The organism is Pseudoalteromonas sp. ABE4_541 (assembly GCF_056312285.1).
The window spans coordinates 79,079-103,012 of record NZ_JBSVEM010000019.1 but is presented as its reverse complement, the minus strand read 5'-3'; the positions used below and the strand labels follow the sequence as shown (position 1 = coordinate 103,012).

The 23,934-nt window shown below is 42.5% G+C and carries 22 protein-coding genes and 4 tRNA genes; 14 read left to right on the top strand and 12 right to left on the bottom strand.

The features are described 5' to 3' along the window. Positions 1-162: 162 nt before the first annotated feature. The 10 genes from ACW689_RS17095 to lolB all read right to left on the bottom strand — a co-directional run bounded on the left by ACW689_RS17095 (position 163) and on the right by lolB (position 5,837). Positions 163-239: transfer RNA gene (locus ACW689_RS17095), tRNA-Met, on the bottom strand. Positions 240-241: 2 nt separating this feature from the next. After that, positions 242-316, bottom strand: a tRNA-Gln gene (locus ACW689_RS17090). A gap of 45 nt (positions 317-361) precedes the next feature. Next, a tRNA-Leu gene (locus ACW689_RS17085) sits at positions 362-446 on the bottom strand. Between the two features lie 45 nt (positions 447-491). After that, positions 492-568, bottom strand: a tRNA-Met gene (locus tag ACW689_RS17080). A 256-nt stretch (positions 569-824) separates the two neighbouring features. After that, positions 825-1,916 carry a redox-regulated ATPase YchF gene (gene ychF, locus ACW689_RS17075; RefSeq protein WP_476293215.1) on the bottom strand — a complete coding sequence of 364 codons (1,092 nt, stop codon included), beginning with the start codon at positions 1,914-1,916 and terminating at the stop codon, positions 825-827. A gap of 46 nt (positions 1,917-1,962) precedes the next feature. Beyond that, complete coding sequence (gene pth, locus ACW689_RS17070; RefSeq protein WP_476293214.1) at positions 1,963-2,547, bottom strand: aminoacyl-tRNA hydrolase; 585 nt, start codon at positions 2,545-2,547, stop codon at positions 1,963-1,965. Positions 2,548-2,566: 19 nt separating this feature from the next. Continuing rightward, positions 2,567-3,181 carry a 50S ribosomal protein L25/general stress protein Ctc gene (locus tag ACW689_RS17065; protein ID WP_476293213.1) on the bottom strand — a complete coding sequence of 205 codons (615 nt, stop codon included), beginning with the start codon at positions 3,179-3,181 and terminating at the stop codon, positions 2,567-2,569. A gap of 171 nt (positions 3,182-3,352) precedes the next feature. Then, on the bottom strand, positions 3,353-4,300 hold the full coding sequence (locus ACW689_RS17060) for a ribose-phosphate pyrophosphokinase (RefSeq protein WP_476293212.1): 948 nt from the start codon (positions 4,298-4,300) through the stop codon (positions 3,353-3,355). Positions 4,301-4,381: 81 nt separating this feature from the next. Then, positions 4,382-5,230: a 4-(cytidine 5'-diphospho)-2-C-methyl-D-erythritol kinase gene (gene ispE / locus ACW689_RS17055; protein WP_476293210.1), complete on the bottom strand. Its 849-nt coding sequence runs from the start codon at positions 5,228-5,230 to the stop codon at positions 4,382-4,384. Position 5,231: 1 nt separating this feature from the next. Beyond that, positions 5,232-5,837 (bottom strand): lipoprotein insertase outer membrane protein LolB, encoded by a 606-nt coding sequence (gene lolB, locus ACW689_RS17050; protein WP_476293209.1) that lies wholly within the window; start codon positions 5,835-5,837, stop codon positions 5,232-5,234. A gap of 63 nt (positions 5,838-5,900) precedes the next feature. On the opposite strand from lolB, the gene hemA reads away from it, so the two are divergent. The 12 genes from hemA (at position 5,901) to rlmM (ending at position 17,243) form a co-directional block, all read left to right on the top strand. Further along, positions 5,901-7,157 carry a glutamyl-tRNA reductase gene (gene hemA / locus ACW689_RS17045; RefSeq protein WP_476293207.1) on the top strand — a complete coding sequence of 419 codons (1,257 nt, stop codon included), beginning with the start codon at positions 5,901-5,903 and terminating at the stop codon, positions 7,155-7,157. A 7-nt stretch (positions 7,158-7,164) separates the two neighbouring features. Then, positions 7,165-8,250: a peptide chain release factor 1 gene (gene prfA, locus ACW689_RS17040; RefSeq protein ID WP_476293206.1), complete on the top strand. Its 1,086-nt coding sequence runs from the start codon at positions 7,165-7,167 to the stop codon at positions 8,248-8,250. A gap of 2 nt (positions 8,251-8,252) precedes the next feature. Further along, a complete protein-coding gene (gene prmC / locus ACW689_RS17035; RefSeq protein ID WP_476293204.1) occupies positions 8,253-9,101 on the top strand; it encodes a peptide chain release factor N(5)-glutamine methyltransferase in 849 nt (282 codons plus the stop codon). Positions 9,102-9,141: 40 nt separating this feature from the next. Then, positions 9,142-10,686 (top strand): DUF3369 domain-containing protein, encoded by a 1,545-nt coding sequence (locus ACW689_RS17030; protein ID WP_476293202.1) that lies wholly within the window; start codon positions 9,142-9,144, stop codon positions 10,684-10,686. An 11-nt stretch (positions 10,687-10,697) separates the two neighbouring features. Continuing rightward, positions 10,698-11,072, top strand: coding sequence for a SirB2 family protein (locus ACW689_RS17025; protein ID WP_476293201.1), 375 nt, complete (start codon positions 10,698-10,700; stop codon positions 11,070-11,072). 188 nt (positions 11,073-11,260) lie between these two features. Beyond that, positions 11,261-12,070 (top strand): tetratricopeptide repeat protein, encoded by an 810-nt coding sequence (locus tag ACW689_RS17020; RefSeq protein ID WP_476293200.1) that lies wholly within the window; start codon positions 11,261-11,263, stop codon positions 12,068-12,070. Between the two features lie 17 nt (positions 12,071-12,087). Next, positions 12,088-13,338, top strand: a complete 1,251-nt coding sequence (locus ACW689_RS17015; RefSeq protein WP_476293199.1) for a DUF819 family protein — start codon at positions 12,088-12,090, stop codon at positions 13,336-13,338. Between the two features lie 12 nt (positions 13,339-13,350). Further along, entirely contained in the window at positions 13,351-14,205 is an 855-nt protein-coding gene (gene kdsA, locus ACW689_RS17010; protein ID WP_476293198.1) for a 3-deoxy-8-phosphooctulonate synthase, read from the top strand. Between the two features lie 56 nt (positions 14,206-14,261). Then, positions 14,262-15,155, top strand: a complete 894-nt coding sequence (locus ACW689_RS17005) for a transcriptional regulator GcvA (RefSeq protein WP_476293196.1) — start codon at positions 14,262-14,264, stop codon at positions 15,153-15,155. After that, entirely contained in the window at positions 15,155-15,784 is a 630-nt protein-coding gene (locus ACW689_RS17000; RefSeq protein WP_476293195.1) for an alpha/beta family hydrolase, read from the top strand. The genes ACW689_RS17005 and ACW689_RS17000 overlap by 1 nt, the downstream gene beginning before the upstream one ends. Then, entirely contained in the window at positions 15,777-16,145 is a 369-nt protein-coding gene (locus ACW689_RS16995) for a DUF423 domain-containing protein (RefSeq protein WP_476293193.1), read from the top strand. Before ACW689_RS17000 ends, ACW689_RS16995 begins: the two co-directional genes overlap by 8 nt. Before the next feature lie 12 nt (positions 16,146-16,157). Continuing rightward, the gene (rlmM, locus tag ACW689_RS16990) at positions 16,158-17,243 is read left to right on the top strand and encodes a 23S rRNA (cytidine(2498)-2'-O)-methyltransferase RlmM (RefSeq protein ID WP_476293191.1); all 1,086 of its coding nucleotides are present in this window, start codon (positions 16,158-16,160) and stop codon (positions 17,241-17,243) included. A gap of 64 nt (positions 17,244-17,307) precedes the next feature. On the opposite strand, the gene ACW689_RS16985 is transcribed toward rlmM, so the two are convergent. Further along, a complete protein-coding gene (locus ACW689_RS16985) occupies positions 17,308-17,460 on the bottom strand; it encodes a hypothetical protein (protein ID WP_476293190.1) in 153 nt (50 codons plus the stop codon). Positions 17,461-18,025: 565 nt separating this feature from the next. On the opposite strand from ACW689_RS16985, the gene ACW689_RS16980 reads away from it, so the two are divergent. Further along, positions 18,026-19,630, top strand: a complete 1,605-nt coding sequence (locus ACW689_RS16980) for a formylglycine-generating enzyme family protein (protein ID WP_476293188.1) — start codon at positions 18,026-18,028, stop codon at positions 19,628-19,630. 64 nt (positions 19,631-19,694) lie between these two features. On the opposite strand, the gene ACW689_RS16975 is transcribed toward ACW689_RS16980, so the two are convergent. Continuing rightward, complete coding sequence (locus ACW689_RS16975; RefSeq protein WP_476293186.1) at positions 19,695-21,443, bottom strand: winged helix-turn-helix domain-containing protein; 1,749 nt, start codon at positions 21,441-21,443, stop codon at positions 19,695-19,697. 1,170 nt (positions 21,444-22,613) lie between these two features. Here ACW689_RS16975 and ACW689_RS16970 point away from each other — a divergent pair. Then, positions 22,614-23,888, top strand: coding sequence for an MFS transporter (locus ACW689_RS16970; protein ID WP_476293185.1), 1,275 nt, complete (start codon positions 22,614-22,616; stop codon positions 23,886-23,888). Positions 23,889-23,934: the final 46 nt, after the last annotated feature.

The window sequence follows — 23,934 nt, the reverse complement described above, 5'->3', positions numbered from 1 at the left end:
AGAGACTTGAACTCTCACACCCGAAGATACTGGAACCTAAATCCAGCGCGTCTACCAATTCCGCCACCCCCGCACAGGAGGTTGTGTTTTTAGTGGAACCTAAATCCAGCGTCTAAAATGACATCTGGCCAATTCCGCCACTCCACACAGGAGGTAAGCAAATGGTGGCTATGCCCTGATTTGAACAGGGGACCCCATCATTATGAGTGATGTGCTCTAACCAGCTGAGCTACATAGCCAATGGCTGGAGTACCAGGATTTGAACCTGGGAATGGCGGGATCAAAACCCGCTGCCTTACCGCTTGGCGATACTCCAACAACGTTTACTTAGCGTTGATTATTTTACTTCTTATCGAGAAGTTGGTGCGGAGGGAGAGACTTGAACTCTCACACCCGAAGATACTGGAACCTAAATCCAGCGCGTCTACCAATTCCGCCACCCCCGCAAGGTCGACCAGCTAAACCGATGAGTTTGGTAGTAATAAAAAACATGGTGGCTATGCCCTGATTTGAACAGGGGACCCCATCATTATGAGTGATGTGCTCTAACCAGCTGAGCTACATAGCCATCTTTTTTTATTTCTCATCATCGCTGATGCGGGGCGTATTATGCTGATATGCCCCAAACTCGTCAACACCTTTTTTGCAAAAAACTACAGAAGAGTGTCTGTTTGCAGATTAAATAGCCGAATTGGTCATGATAATGTCATTGCTCGCTGCTATTTTAGACGATTCAGTAAAATGAACTCTTTTTCAAGGTAAGTTTCATATAACTGTAAAAACAAAAAAGGGCCAATGTTGGCCCTTTTGCAGTTTAATGTAAGTTACACATTAAATAAGAAGTTCAATACATCGCCATCTTTGACGATGTAATCTTTACCTTCTTGGCGGAATTTACCCGCATCTTTCGCACCACTTTCACCGCGATATTGAATGTAATCATCAAATGCGATGGTTTGTGCACGGATAAAGCCACGCTCAAAGTCAGTGTGGATCTTACCAGCCGCTTGAGGCGCGGTAGCACCTACTGGGATTGTCCAAGCGCGCACTTCTTTTACGCCAGCGGTGAAGTAAGTTTGCAGCTTAAGTAACTCATAACCACCACGGATCACTAAGTTTAATCCAGGCTCTTCTAAGCCAAGATCTTCCATAAACTCAAGTTTATCTTCGTCTTCAAGCTCAGATAATTCTGCTTCAATTGCCGCACATACAGGAATAACCACGGCATCTTCCGCTGCTGCAATTTCACGTACTTTGTCTAAATGAGGGTTATTTTCAAAGCCATCTTCATTGACGTTGGCAATGTACATCGTTGGTTTGATGGTTAAGAAGTTAAGTGGTTTGATCGCCTCTTTTTCTTCTTTTTCCAACTGTAATGAGCGAAGTGTTAAGCCTTCATCTAAATGAGCTTTTACTTTCTCTAGTACTTGGTTTTGGAATTTAGCTTCTTTATCACCGCCTTTGGCTTTTTTAGCGTTACGCTGCATCGCGCGATCGGCGGCATCCATATCAGCTAGTACAAGCTCAGTGTTGATCACGTCGATATCGTCAGCAGGGTCAATTGTGCCCGCAACGTGAACGATATTTTCATTTTCAAAACAACGTACTACGTGACCAATTGCGTCAGTTTCACGGATGTTTGCTAAGAACTGGTTACCAAGACCTTCACCTTTTGAAGCACCTTTTACCAAACCTGCAATGTCAACAAACTCCATTGTTGTTGGTAAAATACGCTGTGGGTTCACGATTTCGGCTAATTGTTCTAGACGATTATCAGGAACCGGTACTACACCCGTATTCGGCTCGATAGTACAAAATGGAAAGTTAGCGGCTTCGATACCCGCTTTAGTTAACGCATTGAAAAGGGTAGATTTACCGACGTTTGGTAAACCAACAATGCCACATTTAAAACCCATAGTTTTGAACCCTAATTTGACTCAGATAAACGCAATATACTTTAAATCACGGCTTAAATGAATGTAGTCTGTTTTGTGCTTTTAACACACCGTCTTTTGCTAAAATTTCCATGCAACGCACGGCTTCATCAACCGCCGCATCAATCTTCTCTTGGTCCTCTTTTGGCGCTTTTCCAAGCACCCAACCAGTCACTTTATCTTTGTGACCAGGGTGACCAATACCAATTCGCAAACGCATGAATTCTTTACTGTTAGCCATCTTTGCAATGATGTCTTTTAAGCCGTTATGACCACCGTGACCTCCGCCTTTTTTCAATTTGGCGATACCAGGCTCTAAATCCATTTCGTCATGGGCGACAAGGATATTTTCTACCGGAATTTTATAAAAATTAGCGAGACTACTTACCGCTTTACCACTTAAGTTCATATAGGTGGTTGGGATCAAAAGCTTAAACTCTTGATTATTGATAAGTACTTTTCCAGTAAGACCGAAGTGTTTTGCGTCAGGTTTTAATTGGCAGTTGTAGCGTTTGGCGAGTTCGAGAATGAACCATTCACCAGCATTGTGACGTGTGTTTTGATATTCGGGGCCTGGATTAGCCAGGCCCACAAGCATTTGAATATTATTCAAGGTGCTGACACCTTAATAATTATTCTGCAGCTTCTTCAGTTGCTTCTTCAGATGCAGCGCCTTTAGGTGCATTTAAAGTAACAACCGCTTGGTCGTGACCTTCACCTTTAGCAAGTTCAACTGAAGCAACACCAGCAGGAAGTTTAATGTCAGAAAGGTGTACAGTTGCACCAACTTCAAGCGCAGCTACGTCTACTTCGATGAACTCAGGAAGTGCAGCTGGTAAACAAGTAACATCGATTTCAGTTACGTGGTGAGCGATAGTGTTACCACCTTTAGTTGCTGCTTCTTCGTTTAGGAAGTGTACAGGTACTTTAGTGTGGATTTTGTGGTTAGCGTCAACACGTTGGAAGTCTAAGTGAGTTACTTTAGGCTTGTATGGGTGACGTTGAATGTCTTTAAGGATAGCTTCAACAGACTCGCCAGCAATGTTTAGCGTAAGGATGTGGCTGTAGAAACCTTCATCTTCTTGTGCTTTGATTACTTTGTTGTGGTCAAGTGTTAGCGCTAAAGCTTCTTTGTCTGCACCGTAAAGGATCGCTGGAACCTTGTCTGCACGGCGTAGGCGGCGGCTCGCACCAGTACCTAAATCAGCACGTACTTCGGCATTCAATGTGTATAATTCGTTAGACATAATGTCTCCAAAAATATTTTAAGTTTAATGTTGAGGGTGCTCGCGACCAAACACCCTACCTAAAAAGGCGCGCTACTATACCATTGCTGGTTGATAAATAAAACATAGAAGCACAAAAAAAGCACCCTAAGGTGCTTTTTGTCTAGTCGGCAATAATAAACGCCGACTAAATTAATGCTGGAACATAGCAGAGATTGACTCTTCGTTGCTAATACGACGGATCGTTTCTGCAAGCATATCTGCCAGTGTTAGCACTTTGATGTTATCAAGTGTGCGTAACTCATCCGTTAATGGAATTGAGTCAGTGACAATTACTTCATCAATGACTGAGTTACGTAGGTTTTCTGCTGCTGCACCTGAAAGCACTGGGTGAGTTGCATAGGCGAATACTCGTTTAGCACCGTGCTCTTTAAGTGCTTCAGCCGCTTTGCATAAAGTTCCACCCGTATCAATCATATCGTCTACGATGATACAGTCACGACCAGCCACGTCACCAATGATATGCATCACTTGAGAAACATTCGCTTGTGGGCGACGTTTGTCAATAATAGCTAGGTCTGTGTCGTTGAGTAGTTTTGCGATAGCGCGAGCACGTACAACACCACCGATATCTGGTGAGACAACAACCACATCTTCAAACTCACGCTCTTTCATATCGTCTAGTAGTACTGGACTACCAAAAACGTTATCTACAGGAACGTCAAAGAATCCTTGGATTTGTTCTGCGTGAAGATCAACCGTTAGTACACGGTCAACACCTACGCTAGATAGGAAGTCTGCAACTACCTTTGCTGTGATTGGTACACGCGCAGAGCGTACACGACGGTCTTGACGAGCATAACCAAAATAAGGAATAACAGCAGTAATACGACCCGCAGAGGCACGACGTAGAGCGTCGACCATGACGATAAGTTCCATTAGGTTATCGTTAGTTGGGGCACAAGTTGACTGGATAATGAAAACATCCGATCCGCGTACGTTTTCGTTGATTTGAACACTGATCTCGCCGTCACTAAAACGGCCAACAACAGCATCACCTAACTCAATGAATAAACGTTTTGCAACTTTTTGAGCTAACTCAGGTGTTGCGTTACCAGCGAAGAGCTTCATGTCAGGCACGGTAGGGTTCCTCAGGCACTGAATTTTTGGACTAACATGCAATGACAGGGTCAAAACAGGCTAACTTAAACAAATTTACTTCTACATTTTAAGCCAACTATCAAGCTGCATATGGGCAGGTGAGATATTGGTACTTGGGGCTATAAACCCTTGCCAGTATGACGGTAATGAATCGAGCACACGCTGTGCTGCATCGGCTGAATCTAATTCAACAAAGCAACACGCTCCGGTTCCTGTCATACGAGACGGCCCATATTTTAGCAACCACCCAAGGGTCTTTTCAACCTCGGGGTAAAGCTTTTTAACTAAAGCCTCACAATCATTTCGAGTTTGCGACAGTTGCCACTGGCCAAAAAGCTTTGGCGTATTTCTGACCAACTCTGGGTGTGTGAATACTTTTGCGGTACTAACATGTACATTTGGAAAAACCACGCAAAACCAGCGTTGCTCTATGCTGTATGGTGTTAGCTGTTCACCCACACCTTGGGCTAAAGCCGTTTTACCGTTCACAAAAACGGGCACATCTGCGCCCAGTTTTAGGCCCAGTTCTGCGAGTTTTTCTAGGTTTAAATTACATTGCCATAATTGATTAATTGCTAATAATGTCGTTGCTGCATCGGAAGAACCGCCACCTACACCGCCACCCATAGGTAACTTTTTTATAAGCTTGATGTCTACACCCTGTTTTGACTGGCGGTAAGGCATTAGAGTCATGGCAGCTTTATAGATGAGATTTTCTTCAAGCGGGATAGTGGATTGGGTATCGTGAATGCGCACACCGTCAGTGTCACTTAAAGAAAAAGTGAGTTCATCTCCATAATCTAAAATCGTGAACAAGGTTTCTAACTCATGGTAGCCATCTTCTCGCTGGTTATTGATGTGTAGAAACAAGTTAAGTTTGGCGGGGGCCATTAAAGAGAGTGAAGTCATATTAAAACTGCCATGAATTGAGCTGAATTTTTAAACGTAACGAATCATGTCTGAGGTCCATGCGAGTAGGCAGCCACATGCCATTTACTTGTTCAAACTGCTGATATTTTGCTTGCCACTGTTGACCTGAACTGTCGGTCCATGTGCCTGATTTTAGACGACCCAAGTTGTCATATTGATTGCTGTCATCATCAACAGTACCAGTTAGCCATAAAGGGGCCTGCGATACAGGTAAATCAAGACCACTGAGTCGCTTTACTAATTGCTGACTATCATTGTCTACATAGGTTTTGCCATCGTATTCTAGCTCGCTGTATTGATCTTGCTCGGTCAGCGATAAAATACGAGTGCCTATAAAGCTAGTGAGTACTAATTTTTGCTTGTTGTTACTAAGGTGCCAATTAAAATTGGCGGATTGACGATCTTGGTCGCTCATAAATGCAAGTTTACCACTTGCCTGCCAACTAGTTTGAGCTTTAAGCTGAGACCTCCAATCGTTATTTTGCGATGTCGGTTGGGAGATTTTTTGCGCACATCCATTAAGAAATAAAAAAAACATGAGCAAAATCAAATGAAATCGTTTCAATTGATGTTCCTTACTTTCCATATTCGATTGATTTTTGGTAAAATTGCGAGCTTTGAAACAGGGCTCGGGCAATTCTAGGCATCTATGACCATCATAGCACTTGGTATAAATCATAAAACGGCATCGGTAGAACTGCGCGAAAAAGTCGCCTTTTCCCCTGAGCAACTCTCGGAAGCACTGACTCAATTGGCGCACCACAGTCAATTTAAAGAGTCTGTGATTGTGTCGACCTGTAACCGTACCGAAATCTATTGTAGCCTTGAGAGCGAGAATCCCCAAGCGCTTCTAGCGTGGTTAGCAGACTTCCATCGCATTGAAGAAGCGCAATTGAGCGACAATGTTTATGTTCATCATAACCAAGATGCAGTTAATCACTTAATGCGTGTTGCTTGCGGCCTAGATTCTTTGGTTTTGGGCGAACCACAAATTTTAGGGCAAATTAAACAAGCTTATAACACGGCAAAGCACCACAATGGCATTAGACCCGCTTTTGAGCGTTTGTTCCAAAAGACGTTTTCTGTTGCTAAGCAGGTACGCACAGAAACGGATATTGGTGCCAGTGCGGTATCTGTGGCTTATGCTGCGGTCAATCTCGCCAAGCATATTTATGGTCAGTTGGATAAAACGCGGGTGTTGTTAATTGGCGCAGGTGAAACGATTGAACTGGTCGCGAAACATTTGTTTCAGCATCACCCTAAGTCAATTACAGTCGCGAACCGTACAATTGAGCGGGCGCAAGGACTAGCCACGGAAGTCAATGGGGAAGTGATTTCACTCGCGCAGTTACCTGAAGAGTTACATAAAGCAGATATCGTGATTTCATCCACCGCCAGTACGTTGCCCATCATTGGTAAAGGGGTGGTTGAACAGGCACTTAAACAACGCCGCCATAAGCCTATGTTGTTAATTGATATTGCAGTGCCACGAGATATTGAAAGCCAAGTTGGGGACTTGGATGCTGCCTATTTGTATTCTGTTGATGACTTACAAGCGATTGTCAGCGAGAATATGGCCTCTCGTGAACAAGCAGCGCGACAAGCCCAAGCTATAATTGAAGAGAAAACGAGAGAATTTGCGCAGTGGCAACGCTCACTCAAATCGGTAGATGTGATCAGACAGTACCGAGATAGCGCGCAGCAAATTAAAACAGAGTTGGTTGAAAAAGCGCTCAGCCAACTGGAGTCAGGCAAGCCTTCAGACAAGGTGTTGCTCGAGTTGGCCAATAAATTAACCAACCGTTTAACTCATGCTCCCACTCGTGCAATTCAAGAAGCCGCGAAATCGGGGGATGTTGAGCAACTGGCGCAACTCAAACAAACATTAGGAATTGAGCAGGAATAATACGTTAATGAAAGAGTCGGTATATCGTAAGTTAGAAACATTGGCTGAGCGTTATGAAGAGGTTCAGGCGATGCTAAGTGATCCAGAAGTGATAGGGGATCAGAACCGCTTTCGCGCATTGTCAAAAGAGTATTCAGAACTAGAAGATGTGGTAAAGGCGTTTGCGGCATACCAACAAGCACAAGAAGATGTTGCCACTTCGGAAGAAATGCTTAAAGACTCCGATCCAGACATGCGTGAAATGGCGCAAGAAGAGTATAAAGAAGCCAAAGCAGCCATCGCACAACTTGAGGACGACCTGCAAGTATTGATGCTGCCAAAAGATCCTAAGGATGACAACAATGTTTTCCTTGAAGTTCGCGCCGGTACTGGTGGTGATGAAGCGGCAATTTTTGCAGGTGACTTGTTCCGTATGTACAGCCGTTATGCTGAAACACAGAAATGGAAAGTTGAAGTGGTCAGTGCCAATGAAGGCGAGCATGGTGGTTATAAAGAGATTATTGCCAATATCAGTGGTGATGGTGTTTATGGAAAATTGAAGTTTGAGTCGGGAGCGCACCGTGTACAGCGTGTGCCAGAAACTGAATCTCAAGGCCGCGTTCATACCTCGGCGTGTACTGTTGCGGTGATGGCCGAAATACCAGAAGCTGAAGCAATTCAGATTAACCCAGCGGATCTAAAAATTGATACCTTCCGCGCGTCTGGTGCTGGTGGTCAGCACGTTAACAAAACTGACTCAGCAATTCGTATCACCCACTTGCCAACCGGTGTGGTTGTAGAGTGTCAGGATGAACGTTCACAGCATAAAAACCGTGCCAAAGCGTTGTCAGTGTTAGGGGCGCGTTTACAGCAAGCTGAAGATGAAAAACGTCAAGCGGCAGAAGCATCAGAGCGTCGTAACTTGGTGGGTAGTGGTGACCGTTCTGAGCGTATTCGTACTTACAACTATCCACAAGGCCGTATTACCGATCACCGTATCAATTTGACACTGTATCGTTTGAATGAGGTCGTGGCAGGTGAATTAGGCGCGATTATCGACCCATTGTTACTTGAGCACCAGGCTGACTTGCTTGCGGCTATGGGTGAAGAATAATAGTGACCACACAAACCGTTGCCCAAGCGATCGCTTGGGCTACCCAACTTTTAAAAGACACTTCCGATACTGCAAAGCTTGATAGTGAAGTTATTCTCCTTCACATAATCGATAAACCAAAGAGTTATTTATTTGCTTGGCCTGATGCAGAATTGACACACGCCCAGCGTGGTCAATTTTACGAATTCATACAAAGAAGGCACGCTGGTGAGCCTGTTGCACATATTGTGGGTGAGCGTGAGTTCTGGAGTTTGCCATTTGAGGTTAATCCAAGCACGTTAATTCCAAGACCAGATACGGAAACCTTGGTGGAATATGCATTGAGTTTAGCTTTGCCAAGTAACGCTAAAGTGCTGGACTTGGGCACGGGGACGGGCGCGATTGCCTTAGCACTGGCATCAGAACAACCTACATGGCAGATAACCGCTGTTGATTTTTCTGATGAAGCAGTGTTACTTGCTAAGCGAAATCAGTCTAAATTCGGTTTCAACAACGTCAGTATTATGCAAAGTAACTGGTATCAGGCAATACACGGTGAGAGGTTTGATCTTATTGTGAGTAACCCACCGTACATAGAAGAGGATGATCACCATTTAGCACAAGGTGATGTGCGTTTTGAGCCTCTCAGTGCTTTGGTGGCCGCTGATGATGGCATGGCCGATATAAAAACGATTATCCGTGAGGGTAGAGAGCACCTAAACCTAGGTGGCTTTTTACTCATTGAGCATGGCTTTAGGCAAGCTATTAAATTGCAGCAGTATTTTGCACAAATGGCGTATAACAATATACTTACCATTAAAGATATGGCAGGCTGTGATAGAGTCACCTTAGCACAATGGCAGGGTGAATAGCGCTGAACCTCAAGTTAGCAAGTAGTTGAAGGATCCCTCTATGGATGATTTTTTGTTTTCTGATGAACCCAATGACGTTGTTGAACCTGAGCAGGGTGGCAAGTGGAAGGTAATCATTGTTGATGACGAGCCGGAGGTTCATGCGGTGACTAAACTCGCATTGAGTGACTTTGAATTTCAAAAGAAACGTTTGGAATTCTTGAGTGCTTATTCGGGTGAGGAAGCTCGAAAAGTGATTAGTGAACACCCTGATGCTGCAATCGTACTGCTTGACGTTGTGATGGAAACCGATGATGCGGGCTTGCAAGTCGCTAAGTTTATTCGTGAAGAGGCAAAAAACAGCCATATTCGGATCATTTTACGAACCGGTCAGCCAGGGCAAGCGCCCGAGCGTCAAGTGATCGTTAACTACGATATTAACGACTATAAATCAAAAACAGAGCTAACAGCGCAAAAATTATTTACCGTAGTGATGTCTAGCTTGCGGTCTTATCGGGATATTCTTGCCATTGAGCAATCACGGCAAGGGCTTGAGAAAATTATTTGTGCTTCTCGTGATATATTCTCAACTCATTCTATCGAGCACTTTATTCAAGGTGTAATGCAGCAACTTACATCATTGCTAGGCACCGTAGATGAGGCTATGTACGCGACCTCATTGGTTGCAAGCAATCAGTGCAATCAAAAGCATGAGCAATTGGTTGTGTTTACAGGCCGTGGTGAATTTGAACAGTGTGAAGGTAAGCCTATCACTGAAGTTTTGACGGCAGAACAACTTGAGGCATGTAATCAAGCTTTGAATGACAAAGGTATTGTCTATAAAAACAATTATTTGTTTGCCTACTGTTCTAGCGAATATAACCACAGCTCCATGTTATTCGTGTCTGGGATCCCAGAATCACTTAGTGATACGCAAAAGCACCTGATCAAAATTTTCTCGCAAAATGTGCAACTGGCATACGAAAATGTACAACTTCAAGCCGAGATCGAAAGCACTCAACAAGAATTAGTTTACCGACTCAGTGAAGCGCTTGAACAACGCTCAACAGAGACTGGTAACCATGTAAAGCGCGTCGCGTATATGTGTGAGCTATTTGGTTCGAAAAAAGGCTTGAGCCACCACGATGTTGAACTGCTTCGTATGGCATCGCCTCTGCATGATGTGGGCAAAGTGGGTATTCCCGACGCGATTTTAAATAAACCTGAGAAGCTAACAGACGATGAGTGGAATGAGATGAAATCTCATACACTTAAGGGCTACAAAATTTTAAAAGACTCTCGCCGAGAGATAGTCAATGCTGGCGCTATTATTGCCAAAGAGCATCATGAGAAATGGGACGGTACGGGCTACCCTGAAGGGAAAAAAGGGGAAGATATTCATGTTTTCGGTCGCATTGTTGCATTGGCTGACGTTTATGATGCACTGCGTCATCAACGTTGTTACAAGGCTCCATGGACTAAAGAACAAGCGCTTGCAGAAATAAACACGCAAAGAGGTAAACACTTTGACCCTGAATTGGTTGATATTTTAAACGAACACATAGAAGATATAGAAGCAATATTCGCACGTTTCCCGGATCATTAAGAAGAAAAACTATGGATTATTTAGCTTTAAAGCACACTCACATGCTGTTTGTCGTTCTCAGTGTTATATTATTTTACACTCGAGCAATCTCTCGTTTAGCGACGGGAAAGTTAGCATCACATAAAGGTGTTTTTATTGTCGGTCATAGCGTCGATACGCTGCTCCTTATATCTGCTATCGCTTTACTCATCATGGGCAGTATCAACCCGCTGAGCCAGCCTTGGCTACTTGAGAAAATCGTTTTAGTGATAGCTTATATTGCGCTTGGTGTTATTGGTGCGAAAGCAGCCTCACGTCAGTTAAAAGTATCTACTTTGGTGCTGGGTACGTTGACGTTATTAGGGGCTGGTTATTTAGCAGGAACTAAGTCGGCTTTTATATTGTAGTGATTAAGTGATCTGATAAAAAAGCGCACATCTGTGCGCTTTTTTATTTTTTGCAATAGACTGACTGCTCGAAGTCTAAAAAAGGCAACTTACACTCAAAATGCGGCTTTCAAGGGTGTTTGGGTCTTTGCTAAAAAGTGGTAAACTAACCTTTCGATTAATGGAAAACAGAAAATAACTCGGTGGATATGACTGATCTCTGGTTCAACGAACAAGACGGTAGTACAGATTACATACCTCAAGAACCTTTGCTGCGCTGTATAGAAGCAGAACGGCACTGGGATGCACAAGCTAAATTAGAAACCAGTTACTGCCAACTTGCGGAACTAGAACTGCAAGTGGATGAAATTTGCTCGAAAAACATAAGCTTACACGAGCGTTTAGATGCATTGTTAGATGCGTTTTACACATTGTGGTTATTCAGTGGCAGCGATCAAAACGTCCCAGAGCACGCATTAAACAGTGTGTGTTACACATTAAATATGCGTAGTGGTTCTCCCACATCATTAGCACTGATTCTTACACACCTATTGAAGCGAGCTGAATATGACGCGCAGATGGCACTCAGTCAAGGTGAGGTCATGGTCAATGTTGCAATGAGTGGCTGTGAAAGCTATCTGATTGACCCAAATAGCGGTCAGCAAACATGGTTCATTCAAGCTGAAAACGATAAAGACAAAGAGAAAGAAGAAGAGCCACTTGAACTTGTTATTGGTGATGAGGCGGTTAAGTTATATCTTGCTCAGCAAAAATGGGCATTTATTGCGGTCGATAAGTTCAGCCATGCTTTGAGCTGTGTGGAACTGTTGATGGATCTGATCGGTGATGACCCATATGAACGCCGTGATAGAGGTTACCTTCTTAACCAGCTGAACTGTCCTAAAATGGCAAAAGAAGATTTACAGTTCTTCGTTGACGAGTGCCCAGATGATCCCACCATTGAGATCATTCAACATCAAATTGCGGAACTGGCCGATCATAATAATATACTCCACTAATAATAATGAGGATCGCTATGCACGAAGGATCTGCTTTAATCACTAATAATGCCGTTATTTTAGGCTTGTTAGCGGCAATATTGGGATTTGTTTTCTACACATCTAATTTAAAGCAAGGCTTTTGGGCTAAGTTTTACAAGTATGTGCCAGCGTTGTTAATGTGCTACTTTTTGCCTTCGTTATTGAACACCTTTGGTATTGTGGATGGCAGTAATAATCAGGTTTACACCGTAGCCAAGTACTTCCTATTACCAGCGTGTTTGGTGTTGTTGACGCTAAGTATCGACCTTAAAGCTATTCTCGGTTTAGGTAAAAAGGCCATCATTATGTTCTTAACAGGCACCGTTGGCGTTGTGATAGGTGGGCCAATTGCCTTATTAATTGTCGCGACGATAATGCCTGATTTACTCGGCGTGAGTGGTCCCGATGCTTTGTGGCGGGGTATGGCTGCACTGGCAGGCAGCTGGATTGGTGGTGGTGCCAATATGCTTGCGATGAAAGAAATTTATGGCGCTGGTGGTGAGATATTTACTGTGATGGTCACCGTGGATATTGTGGTTGCCAACCTTTGGATGGCTGGGCTACTGCTGCTGGCTGCAAGACATAAAGAAATTGATGCGAAAACGGGGGCGGATACAAGCTCAATTGATCGATTAATCGATAAGGTCCAGCAATTTGAAGCACAACATGCACGAAAGCCTGAATTGAAAGACTTTATGATCATGCTTGCATTGGCATTTGGTGCAACTGGCTTAGCGCATTTCTCAGCAGACCTTCTGGTACCATTTTTTGTTGAAAATTACCCTGAGCTTAAGAAGTTTTCATTACACAGTAAACTGTTTTGGATTGTTGTGTTAGTTACAACGGTAGGCCTTGGTTTATCTTTTACTAAGGCTCGCCAATATGAAGCCGTTGGAGCATCGAAAATCGGTGCTAGCTTTTTATATATTCTAATTGCAACCATTGGTTTGCATATGGATATTGCTAAAATTATAGAAGCTCCGAAGTATATCATTATTGGTGTGATTTGGATGTTGATCCATGTAGGCTTGCTGTTCTTTGTTGCGAAATTGATTAAAGCGCCCGTGTTTTATGTGGCTGTAGGTAGTAAAGCCAATATTGGCGGAGCAGCGTCGGCACCGGTTGTCGCCTCGGCATTTCATCCAGCTCTTGCGCCTGTGGGTGTATTACTCGCGGTTCTTGGTTATGCGCTGGGTACATATATGGCGTGGCTGTGTGGCCAGTTGTTGCGCATTGTTGGTAGTTAATTTGGAAATAATATGAATACACAAACAATTAGCTTAGCTAATATTGAAATCGCAAACGACAAACCGTTTGTGTTGTTCGGTGGAATGAACGTGCTTGAGTCACGTGATTTGGCGATGCGCATTGCTGAACATTATGTTGAGGTGACCAATAAACTTAACATCCCTTACGTTTTTAAGGCGTCTTTTGATAAGGCAAATCGTTCTTCAATTAACTCTTATCGTGGTCCTGGTATGGACGAAGGTTTGAAAATTTTTGAAGAAATTAAAAATACCTTTGAGGTGCCACTTATCAGCGACGTACATGAACCATATCAAGCAAAGCCAGTTTCTGAAGTGGTTGATATTATTCAGCTACCTGCGTTTTTGGCGCGTCAAACCGACTTAGTTGTTGCGATGGCTAAAACGGACGCTGTGATCAATGTAAAAAAACCACAGTTTTTAGCGCCTCATGAAATGCGACATATTCTCAAAAAGATTAATGAAGCTGGCAACGACCAAGTGATTTTATGCGAGCGTGGCAGCAGCTTTGGCTACAATAATTTGGTAGTCGATATGTTGGGTATGGACGATATGAAGCATATGGCACCTGTGATATTTGATGCAACTCATGCACTACAGCGCCCAGGTGGGCGTACTGATTCGGCAGACGGACGTCGTGCACAAGCGGCTGAGTTAGCACGCAGTGGTATGGCATTGGGCTTAGCGGGTTTATTCATCGAAGCGCACCCAAATCCAAATGAAGCAAAATGTGATGGCCCTTGTGCTTTGCCATTGGCAAAGCTCGAAGGCTATTTGCAACAAATGAAGGCGGTTGATGAACTGGTTAAGAGCTTTCCTGCACTTGATACCAGCGCGGCTGATCTGTAAGCAATACAGTGAGTCCAACATGGGATGGGCTCACGTAATTTGTAAGGCCCTTTTTCATGTCCAGACGACTTCCTCCACTTAACGCACTCAAAGCATTTGAAGCTGCAGCACGACATTTAAGTTTTACCAAAGCGGCAGAAGAGCTTTACGTTACTCAAGCTGCGGTAAGCCATCAAATAAAAATTTTAGAAGAGCATTTAGGCTTAAAGCTGTTTTTGCGTAAAAACCGATCGTTGCTGCTTACCGAAGAAGGGCAAGGTTATTTTCTTGACATAAAAGAAATATTTTCTCAGCTTATTGATGCAACTGAAAAACTACTGGCACGAGGAGCAAAAGGCTCTCTAACAGTGAGTTTAACGCCGAGTTTTGCAATCCAGTGGCTAGTGCCCCGCCTGAGTCAGTTTCAAGAATTACACCCTGAGATTGATGTTCGGATCAAAGCGCAAGATCATGATGAAAACTCATTGACCGATGACGTTGACGTTGCAATTTATTATGGCAGAGGTCATTGGAATGGCGTGCAAACTCACAAATTACACACTGAGTATTTAGTACCCCTGTGTAGCCCATTACTGCTCAATGGCCCAAAACCACTCGATCAGCCAAGCGACTTGACCCATCATACTCTACTTCATGATACTTCACGAAGAGCTTGGAAGGCATGGATGAAAACCGCTGGTGTTCGCAATGTACAAGTCAATACGGGGCCAATCTTCAGTCACTCGTCAATGGTGTTACAGGCTGCGGTGCATGGTCAAGGTGTTGCACTGGGGAACAGTGTGTTGGCAAAGCCTGATTTAGACTCAGGCCGACTCATTATCCCTTTTAATCATGTGCTTGAAAGTAAGAATGCATACTATCTAGTGCTTAGGGAGTCGCAAGCAGAGCTAGGTAAAATCGTATCATTTAGGGATTGGATGCTCAGTCTCGTAGAACAAGAGCAATTGTAATGACAATACAATGGTTTAAACCAACAAAGCCGATGGCACAGTTTATTTTTGCCCATGGTGCCGGTGCGGGTAGTGATTCTGACTTTATGCAAGTCATGGCCAAACACTTGTGTGATTTGAATATACAAGTTGGCCTGTTTGATTTTGAGTATATGCAACAAGCAAAAGCGCAGAATAAACGACGTCCTCCAGATAGAGCGCCAAAGCTATTGGCGTATTTTACAGAGCAACTAAAACAAGCAGACCCTCAGCTGCCTTTGTTTATTGGTGGTAAATCAATGGGAGGGAGAATGGCCTCTATGCTCGTCACTGAAAGTGATATGCCAATACGCGGCGTAATTGCTATGGGTTATCCGTTTCACCCCCCCGGTAAACCGGACAAGCTCAGAGTAGAGCACTTTAGTGATATTTCATGCCCTTTTTTAATATTACAAGGTGAGCGAGATACCTTCGGTAATCAAACTGAAATAACGCGTATGACTTTTTCTAAAGCGCCTAAATTAATTTGGCTTGCCGATGGTGACCACTCACTTAAGCCTCGCAAAAAAAGTGGTTATAGCGAGCAACAGCATCTACTTGATGCTGCGAAGCATGCAGCCCAATTTATGCAGGAGCACAGTCATGATTAAGCTTTTTCTCATGTTAGGAAGCTTGTTTTGTATGCTATCAGTGGCATTAGGTGCGTTTGCCGCTCACGGCCTTAAAAAGCACTTAGATGAATATGCACTCGGTATTTTTAAAACCGCTAGCGAATATCAGATGACCCATGGCCTTGCTTTAATCGCGGTGGCCATTTTACTTAAATGGGGCGTAAAGGCCGGGTTATCTGGGTGGTTGTTGATAGCCGGTATCATGCTCTTCAGCGGTAGTTTATACTTACTTGCTGTGACGGGAGCAAAATGGCTAGGTGCCATTACGCCACTCGGTGGCATTTGTTTTATCGCTGCGTGGGCGATATTAATTGTTAAGATTTATAAGCATTCATTTTAAAAGAGAGCACAGATGTCGAGTGTTGTAATTTATTGTCGCAGTGGGTTTGAAAATGACGCCGCAGCAGAGATCAATCACCATGCAGCTTTGCAAGGTGTAGCGGGTTACGTAAAGGCTAAATCCAATACAGGTTTTGTGACCTTTGAATGCTTTTCACCAGATGATGCGCAGCAGCTCATAAAGTTAGTTGACTTTAAAAGTCTTGTATTTGCTCGCCAGTGGTTTGCGGGCGTGCTAGTTAGCAATATGCTCATAGAAGATAGAGTCAGTGAGGTGAAAGCGGTTGTAGGCGAGTTCCCGCTGTGTGGCGACTTACGTGTAGAGACCCCGGACACCAACGAAGGTAAGGAGCTATCTAAATTCTGCAAGAAGTTTTCGACGCCACTAGCAAAGAGCTTGGAGAAGTTGAATAAACTAACCCGAGATCACAAACCAATGAAACCTGTTTTACATGTGTTGTTTTTGGCCAATGATACGGCTTATGTTGGCTATTCATTTAGTAATAACAACTCGCCATTTTTTATGGGCATTCCGCGTTTAAAAATGCCATCGGATGCGCCGAGCCGCTCAACTTTAAAATTAGATGAAGCATTCAATGTATTTGTGCCTAAGGACGAAGTAGAGAAACGTGTACAACCAGGCATGCGAGCGGTCGATTTAGGGGCCTGTCCTGGTGGTTGGACTTATCAGCTCGTCCGTCGTGGTATGTTTGTAGCAGCCATTGATAATGGCCCGATGAACGATGCCTTGATGGAGTCCGGTCAAGTGAAGCATTTTAGAGAAGATGGCTTTAAGTACCTACCTGAAAAACGTAATATCAATTGGTTGGTATGTGATATGGTTGAAAAACCTTTGAAAGTCACGAACTTGATGCTGGATTGGATAGTTAATGCTTTCGCTAAAGAATTGATATTCAATCTTAAATTACCCATGAAGAAACGTTTTGATAGTGTTTATGAGTGTTTAACATTGATCCATGAAGAGTTGGCGAAGTACGAAGTAGATTATACGTTGCAAGCCAAACATCTATATCATGACCGTGAAGAAGTAACCGTGCATATTGAGGTAAATAAGGTGCCTGAAAAGCTGTATAGTTAGTTTTCTTCAAACATGAGTCTTTAACCTGTAAAGACTCATTCGGACAAGCCCATTTTTAAACGAGTTAGCAAGCTTCGCTACAAGGGCCACGGCTAGGCACGCAGTAGTGATGATCGCCATTGGTAAGCGCGCCACCGCCAACTTGTGGTGTTTGAGCTGCATCAATTTTTTTTGTTTTTACCGACAGTTTTTTGAGTTGTGTTTTCTTAAGTAACATCAATAATTCCTTTTTATTGGTGATTTGGGAAAAAGAGCGATTAGGCTCTTGATTCTATTTTTAACATTTAAAATTCTTTTTTGCAACATTGTGTGTTCGGATGGATTTCGTAGAATGCACTGACGAATAAATAAAACGGTTTACAAACGAATGTTAGGTACTTAACCTCAGCTGCACATAAGCGAATTTGCCCAATAAAGCTATTTCGCTCACTCTCTGCGTTATTTCCACTTGTAATAGCCTGCTATTACTTCGCGAAAATGCCTTGATATTAAGCGAAATATCATCATTGGATGTCGAAATAGTTGCAATGTTTCTATTGCTAGCTATCAAAACTCTTATCCGCAGCTGAGGTTACTTAGTCCGGCCATTGATTATTGAACTTAGTCTTATTTGGTAGAATAAGCCTGTGATTAGGCTATACAAAAAGGGAATAAAAAAATAGAAAACGTTTTAAGTTTATGATTATTATGGTTATGAGTTTATTGGGGTAAAAAATAGAAGTAAAATAAGACGAATTTTTTTCACCAGCCTAAAGTGCTTCTCAACATTAGAGGAGCAAACAATGAAAACTCAATTTCCATCTATTATTTTAGTCAGCCAGTTAATAGTAAGTGGTATTACTTACGCTACAGATAGTCATGTCATCGAACCCGTTTTACAAAAGATCCCTATTGGCGACCAAGCAAATTTAGCCAGCTTTTATATGGGACAATATGAAGTGACAGTGGCTGAGTTTATGCAGTTTGTGAATGAAACGGGCTACCAATTACCTAGCAAATGTATGACATTTACAGATGAGCTTTGGCCCGATCCAGACAAACCAACGAAATGGAATTTACCGGCATTAATCGAAAACCCATATCGTCCAATAGTGTGCGTAGGTGCACAGGGGGCGTTGGATTATGCTGACTGGTTATCAAAAAAAACGGGTAAGGCTTATAAGTTACCAAGTGAGCGGCAGTGGCGACACGCAGCATTAGCGGGTCAAACAGGACGTATGGCATTTGCTGATGATTATGATCAAACTGAGATATGCAAATATGAAAATACTGAGGATATTGCCAATATAGCGGGGCTGAAAAAGCATCACCAAGTGCGTTACAAACGCAGTGCGCAATGTAACGATGGCGCAATATATCATACTGTTGTGGGCATGTACCGGCCAAATCAATTTGGCTTATATGACATGATGGGTAATGTGAGAGAGTATACTCGTACATGTCATGCGTATAGTGACTCCGAGCCAAAAGCTTGCAAGCAATATGTTGCTGTAGGGGAAGCTTGGCACTGGCAGCCTAGGGGCGTGATGATACCCGATTGGATAGAGGTTGACTTTCAAGGGAGTATCGAGGGGTTTAGGCTCGTACTTGAGGCTGAAAATACGGGACCGATGACAAAACAAACGCTTTCTTTTTTGGAAAAGCTAAAAGACGCGCATCATCAAGCGCGACAGGGACATGCTCAACTGCAGCGTATTCCAGCTACACCTGAAGGAGTTTTTTTACAGTCAATGGGAAATAAAACTCCAAAAATTAGCTGGTTACCAGTAAAAAGCAAAAAGGTAAAATATACTGTCTACCGTGCTTTAAGTGACTTCAAAGGGGCACAGGTAACGCGCTTTACCAAAATAGTGGATGAGCTAAATATCCCTGAATTTATTGACACAAGTGTACCAAAAGATGCCTTTGCACGATATCAGGTATTCTCATATAACGATATGGGGGAAGGACTTGGTAGTAAAGTCGTCACACATGGTGAACCTAAAACCTTTACTATGGCAGAGCGCATTGAAGCCGAACACCACTTTAATGAACGTTATACATGGATTAGTAAGCGTGATGCAGCAACCGTAGTTGGGTTTAGTAGTAACCCAGATCACTTCCCAACGGGTATTAAGCCCCATAAACCTGCATGGCTTAGTTTGGCGCTTGATGTAACAGAAGCGGTGAGCACAGAGCTAACATTCAGGGCTAAATCAGGACAAGGTGGCGGGTTCGAGCTTTGGCAAGGCACACATTTAGTGGGGCGCTATAAAGTCCCTGCTGGAGACGAATTTTCAGTTTATAAGGGGCCAGCTACAATCATTAAAAGTAATGCACCTTTAGAAATTCGAGCAGAACAGTCAAACTGGTTTGAGCTAGATTGGTTGGAGTTTAAGTTACATTAATTGTTAAAGTGGCATGCACACCAGTTGGTATTGAATAGCAGCACTAGCTGCTATTTTTATTTCACTATCCGTTATTTAAATGATTTTTTAACCACTGATGTTCGCCACTGCGCTGTAAAAAGTCATAATAAAGTTGTCGCTTTTGATTTTGTTCCTGTAGGTGCAGGTAAAGCGCACGTGCGGCATGAATACTGGCGTTTTTATCAAATGCTTTTTGCGCTTGCTGGTACGCGTCTTCTAAAAAGAGGATGGCTTGTTGTGTTTGGTCTTGTGCCAATAGAAGCCTAGCTTGTAGAAGGTTGCGGTTAACCGCATGCGCCACGTTACTAGTAAGTAAGGTGTTTGCTTGTTTAAATTTGCCTGTTTGCACGTACAAATCGAAAAGTCGTTCGAAAGCATCATCAATCACCCAGAAGTTTGCTTGGCTGCGGGGGAGCGGTAGCACCTTTTTTAAATATTTTTCTTGCATGCCCTCATCAGTCGAAAAAAGTGCATAGTGAAAATAGACAAATGCGAGATGAGATGGGTGAAGATTCTCCTCGTTAGCAAGCTGCTGTGCTTCATTGAGTTGTAGGTACTTACGCTCATTCAGTCCCAACTTTGCCGAGAGGATAGAGTCTAAAATATGCAGTTGAAAGCGACCTTCAGCGTCAATGTTTTGTTGGGCAAGTTGTGTACCTCGTTTTAACTGTACTTCAACTTGCTGCAAGTTCCGCATCGCATAGGCTAAAAAGGCTTGTTTTTTAATGAGTTCAAATTGTAACGGCCAAATTTTCTGTGCGAGTTCATTTTCGGCTTTGTCTAACGTACTTTTTGCGAGAGTGTATTGGCCATTGTGCTTGTAAATTGAAGTTTTTAGTAACGCAGCTTCAATACGAATAGGCATGTTCTGTATGCTGATGGGCTGCTTCGCAATGCTCTCTAGGTGGGCTAAAGCAGCATCAACATGGCCAAGGCGGTAGTAGTAGTTAGCCAAAAATAGCGTTTTACTTTGGGCATTATAATCATCAGCGCGTTCAAGTATGTTCACCCAATGATTTACTTGGTTTGCGCTATCGAACAAGCCAACTTGCGAAAGTTGGTGTAGCTGTTTTTGCAATTTTGAAGCGAGTGTCGAGGGGTCTTTAGCAAACACATAGTCATGCCACTGAATATCATTGCTCTGCAATTTAAACTCTAAATATTGTCCCTCAGGAGTTTGGAAAAGACGGGTGCCCATTAACCAAGCATGGTTACCTACTGCAAGCTCCTTATAAGCCAGTTCAGGCATATTCATAAATTTGAGAGAAGCGACTCGGTTATGTGATAGCGGCTTAAAATCCATTACGCCATCGCTTAATTGGCTTAACAGGGGTTGGCTGTCATCGTGCGATAAATAAAATATTTGTAATGCCTGAAAGCTGGCGTTTCGCCAAATACCATATCCAGTAATTAGCGTAAAAATTAACACGGCACTTATTGCATAGCCTATCGATTTAGGGCGCTTGCTTGCCAAAGAAGCGGAAGGAGCTTGTTCGTTATTATGCGTGATTGGGTACAGCCATTTGTATCCTTTTCGTGGATAAGTTTGAATGGCACGTTCTCCCAAAATAGTCCTTAATTGGCTAATGGTTTGAAATACCACTTGCTCAGACACAACTCGGTTTTGCCACACGCTATCAAGGATTCGTTCTTTGCTCAGAACTATTTCTGGATTGCTGATAAAGAGCGCCAGTAAAGCTTGCTGTTTAGGCTGAAGGTCAATGACTTGGCCTTGGTGCGTCAAAATACCAGTGAGCGTATTGAATTGAAATGTATTGAACGAAACTACCATGCAATGACTCTGACGAGTGAGATTACCGTCATTATTCAATATTCTATAATTTAGGTAAATAGCCGCACATGATTGGGTCATGTGTACAAGACAGAGATTAGCTCTTGAGCGCTTATTTTTATCAAATCACGGGCTATGAAGATTGAGATATGAACAGTCTTGCGATGCAGTGCACTATAAATATATAAAATAAAATCAATGTTTTATTTTTCTTTTATCTATTAAGCCTCTGTCTATGATAGATAGTTGATTCATGCCTGATCTGGCTATGTGATTCGTCACATCAACAAGCAATGATGCATGAAGAGCTAAATGCTTGTTAGTTATCAACGTTTCAAACTGCTTGCCTTCTTAGTTGTTCAGTAAAATGAATTAAAAACATTCGGTCACTCAGCGTTTAATTGCACGCAAAAAGCAATAGTCGGGGTTGTGTGTCGCTTAGGGCTTAGCACTGGCGATAAACTTGATTCTACACAGTTATATATGTGGACAAGTTAAAAATTGAGCCTTATTTCTATCTCATCTTATCCTTATAAAAGTGTGCTTTTAGAATGTAAATTCTACATATTGTTGTTTATAAAACAGCCTTTTGAAGTCGCTTTTGGCAAGGCGTTATGTTTTTCAAAACAAATTATTAGTAGTAAAAACGCACGTTTAGTATTTTTTTTGAACGAAAAGTCCCATCTTTAAAAATAGAATTAAAAAATAAATAATTTCATAAAAGGCAACAGATGTTTTTTTTACTTACCTGATGAGCTCAGATGTTTTGTATCTGGGTTATGCCTAAGCCGCATTTTTATTTGCTTTGTTCACTGCTTGGTAGAAGTGCGGGGTTGTTAAAATTGGAATATTATTGTTATTTATGCACCTTTCTTTGTTTACATTAATTTTCATTAACGCAATATATTTTGACAGTTTATTTTCACGTGGATAGAATTCTTGGCGTAAACAAATCTTAGTAGTAATGGTTTGTGATTCATGTGTGTTTTTTTGAAGTTAAAAGTCTAAATTTTTTTGTCATTAATGTTAGCGAATTTGAGTGTTTCAAAATGCGCTTTGTTTGGTGTTAGACCTGATCTTTATACTGAATTGTTGATGTATATGACTTCTAATAAATAAGTGACAAAAATGGACTTGTTCGAACAAACACAGTTATAAGGATATGTTGTAATGCTAGATTTTTCTCTCGGGCTTGACTTTTGGAAGTACCGAATTGGTCGTTTTATACACGACTTTATGGGCAGTGCGCTGTTGATTGGGATAAGTGTTTGGGTATTGCAATCAGGAAATAAACCTTCTGATTTGGCACTTACCGTCGTTCCAGCTCAAGTTATCGGGTTGTTTTTAACACCTTTATTGGGCCCTTTTTCCGATAGATTCAATCGCAAGCGGTTGATGTTATTAGCTAACTTTTTAGTTTTATTACCACTCGGCGCAATGCTGTATTTTTCATTAAATGGTCTATTGAGTATCTTTGTTATCGCTTTACTCATGGCTGCAAATCAAACAGCAAACTCGCTATTTAGTGCTTGCGCAAGCGCTATTTTACCGCAACTAGTTACCAAGGATAAATTAGCTTCTGCGACCGCAAATGTGCAGGTTATGAACGCTTTGGTAGCGGTATTGGGTGGCCTGTTAGGTGCAAGTTTGGTCGCAATATTATCACTGTCTGAGCTATTGGTGATTGTGCTCATTGCTAAACTCGTTACATCTTTATTTATCGCTTTAATCAAATCTGATTTTTCTGTCACCCACATTGGTGAGAAGGATGCAGAATATGGCGTTAAGAAGTGGTGGAGAGATCTCAAAGGCGGCTTTTATTATCTGTCTAAAGTTAAAGTAGTACTTGTACTGTGCTTTATCAGCATGGTGCTCAACTTTTTTGGCGCACCAATCATGATTATTTCTGAGACTTTGGTGATTCGAGATCTCGGCTTATCAGCCAGTTATTTAGGCTACCTTAATGCGTCATTTGCCACTGGGATCATTCTTTCAATTGCCGTCTATAAGTTTCTTAATAAGAAAGTAAAACAGCCTGGTTTAACCTTTTTACTGTTTTTACTTTTTGCGGGTGAGCTTTTAGTAATCGGATTGAGTGAGTCTTACTGGGTCACATTAGCTGTCTTTTTCTTATTGGGTCTAACAAACGGTGTATTAAATGTACCGATCCAAACCCAACTAATTGCTGCGATAAGTAATGAGTACAGAGGTCGAGTAATGAACCTCTTCACGATGCTCATTGGCATTACAGCGCCTCTGGCTATTACATTGTCTGGCTACATATTAAACAGTCTTTCTGGGTACAACTTACTGGCTATATGTGGTGTCGGCGTGCTGTTGTTTAGCCCTATTGTGCACTTAAATCGAGCACTTTCTGGGTTTCTTGGTCACCCTACGCAGCGCGTAGAGACCTGGGTTAAACGCCTTTATTTCAAAAATATGTAGATAGTCTACTCACCTTATTCAACAACTTAATTAAATAATAACTACA

Excerpts from the sequence above, each read along its gene's own strand:
- ychF (WP_476293215.1), bottom strand. The coding sequence starts at position 1,916 with ATGGGTTTTAAATGTGGCATTGTTGGTTTACCAAACGTCGGTAAATCT.
- ACW689_RS17065 (WP_476293213.1), bottom strand. The coding sequence starts at position 3,181 with ATGTCTAACGAATTATACACATTGAATGCCGAAGTACGTGCTGATTTA.
- ispE (WP_476293210.1), bottom strand. The coding sequence starts at position 5,230 with ATGACTTCACTCTCTTTAATGGCCCCCGCCAAACTTAACTTGTTTCTA.
- lolB (WP_476293209.1), bottom strand. The coding sequence starts at position 5,837 with ATGGAAAGTAAGGAACATCAATTGAAACGATTTCATTTGATTTTGCTC.
- hemA (WP_476293207.1), top strand. The coding sequence starts at position 5,901 with ATGACCATCATAGCACTTGGTATAAATCATAAAACGGCATCGGTAGAA.
- prfA (WP_476293206.1), top strand. The coding sequence starts at position 7,165 with ATGAAAGAGTCGGTATATCGTAAGTTAGAAACATTGGCTGAGCGTTAT.
- ACW689_RS17030 (WP_476293202.1), top strand. The coding sequence starts at position 9,142 with ATGGATGATTTTTTGTTTTCTGATGAACCCAATGACGTTGTTGAACCT.
- ACW689_RS17025 (WP_476293201.1), top strand. The coding sequence starts at position 10,698 with ATGGATTATTTAGCTTTAAAGCACACTCACATGCTGTTTGTCGTTCTC.
- ACW689_RS17020 (WP_476293200.1), top strand. The coding sequence starts at position 11,261 with ATGACTGATCTCTGGTTCAACGAACAAGACGGTAGTACAGATTACATA.
- ACW689_RS17015 (WP_476293199.1), top strand. The coding sequence starts at position 12,088 with ATGCACGAAGGATCTGCTTTAATCACTAATAATGCCGTTATTTTAGGC.
- kdsA (WP_476293198.1), top strand. The coding sequence starts at position 13,351 with ATGAATACACAAACAATTAGCTTAGCTAATATTGAAATCGCAAACGAC.
- ACW689_RS17005 (WP_476293196.1), top strand. The coding sequence starts at position 14,262 with ATGTCCAGACGACTTCCTCCACTTAACGCACTCAAAGCATTTGAAGCT.
- ACW689_RS17000 (WP_476293195.1), top strand. The coding sequence starts at position 15,155 with ATGACAATACAATGGTTTAAACCAACAAAGCCGATGGCACAGTTTATT.
- ACW689_RS16995 (WP_476293193.1), top strand. The coding sequence starts at position 15,777 with ATGATTAAGCTTTTTCTCATGTTAGGAAGCTTGTTTTGTATGCTATCA.
- rlmM (WP_476293191.1), top strand. The coding sequence starts at position 16,158 with ATGTCGAGTGTTGTAATTTATTGTCGCAGTGGGTTTGAAAATGACGCC.
- ACW689_RS16985 (WP_476293190.1), bottom strand. The coding sequence starts at position 17,460 with ATGTTACTTAAGAAAACACAACTCAAAAAACTGTCGGTAAAAACAAAA.
- ACW689_RS16980 (WP_476293188.1), top strand. The coding sequence starts at position 18,026 with ATGAAAACTCAATTTCCATCTATTATTTTAGTCAGCCAGTTAATAGTA.
- ACW689_RS16975 (WP_476293186.1), bottom strand. The coding sequence starts at position 21,443 with ATGGTAGTTTCGTTCAATACATTTCAATTCAATACGCTCACTGGTATT.
- ACW689_RS16970 (WP_476293185.1), top strand. The coding sequence starts at position 22,614 with ATGCTAGATTTTTCTCTCGGGCTTGACTTTTGGAAGTACCGAATTGGT.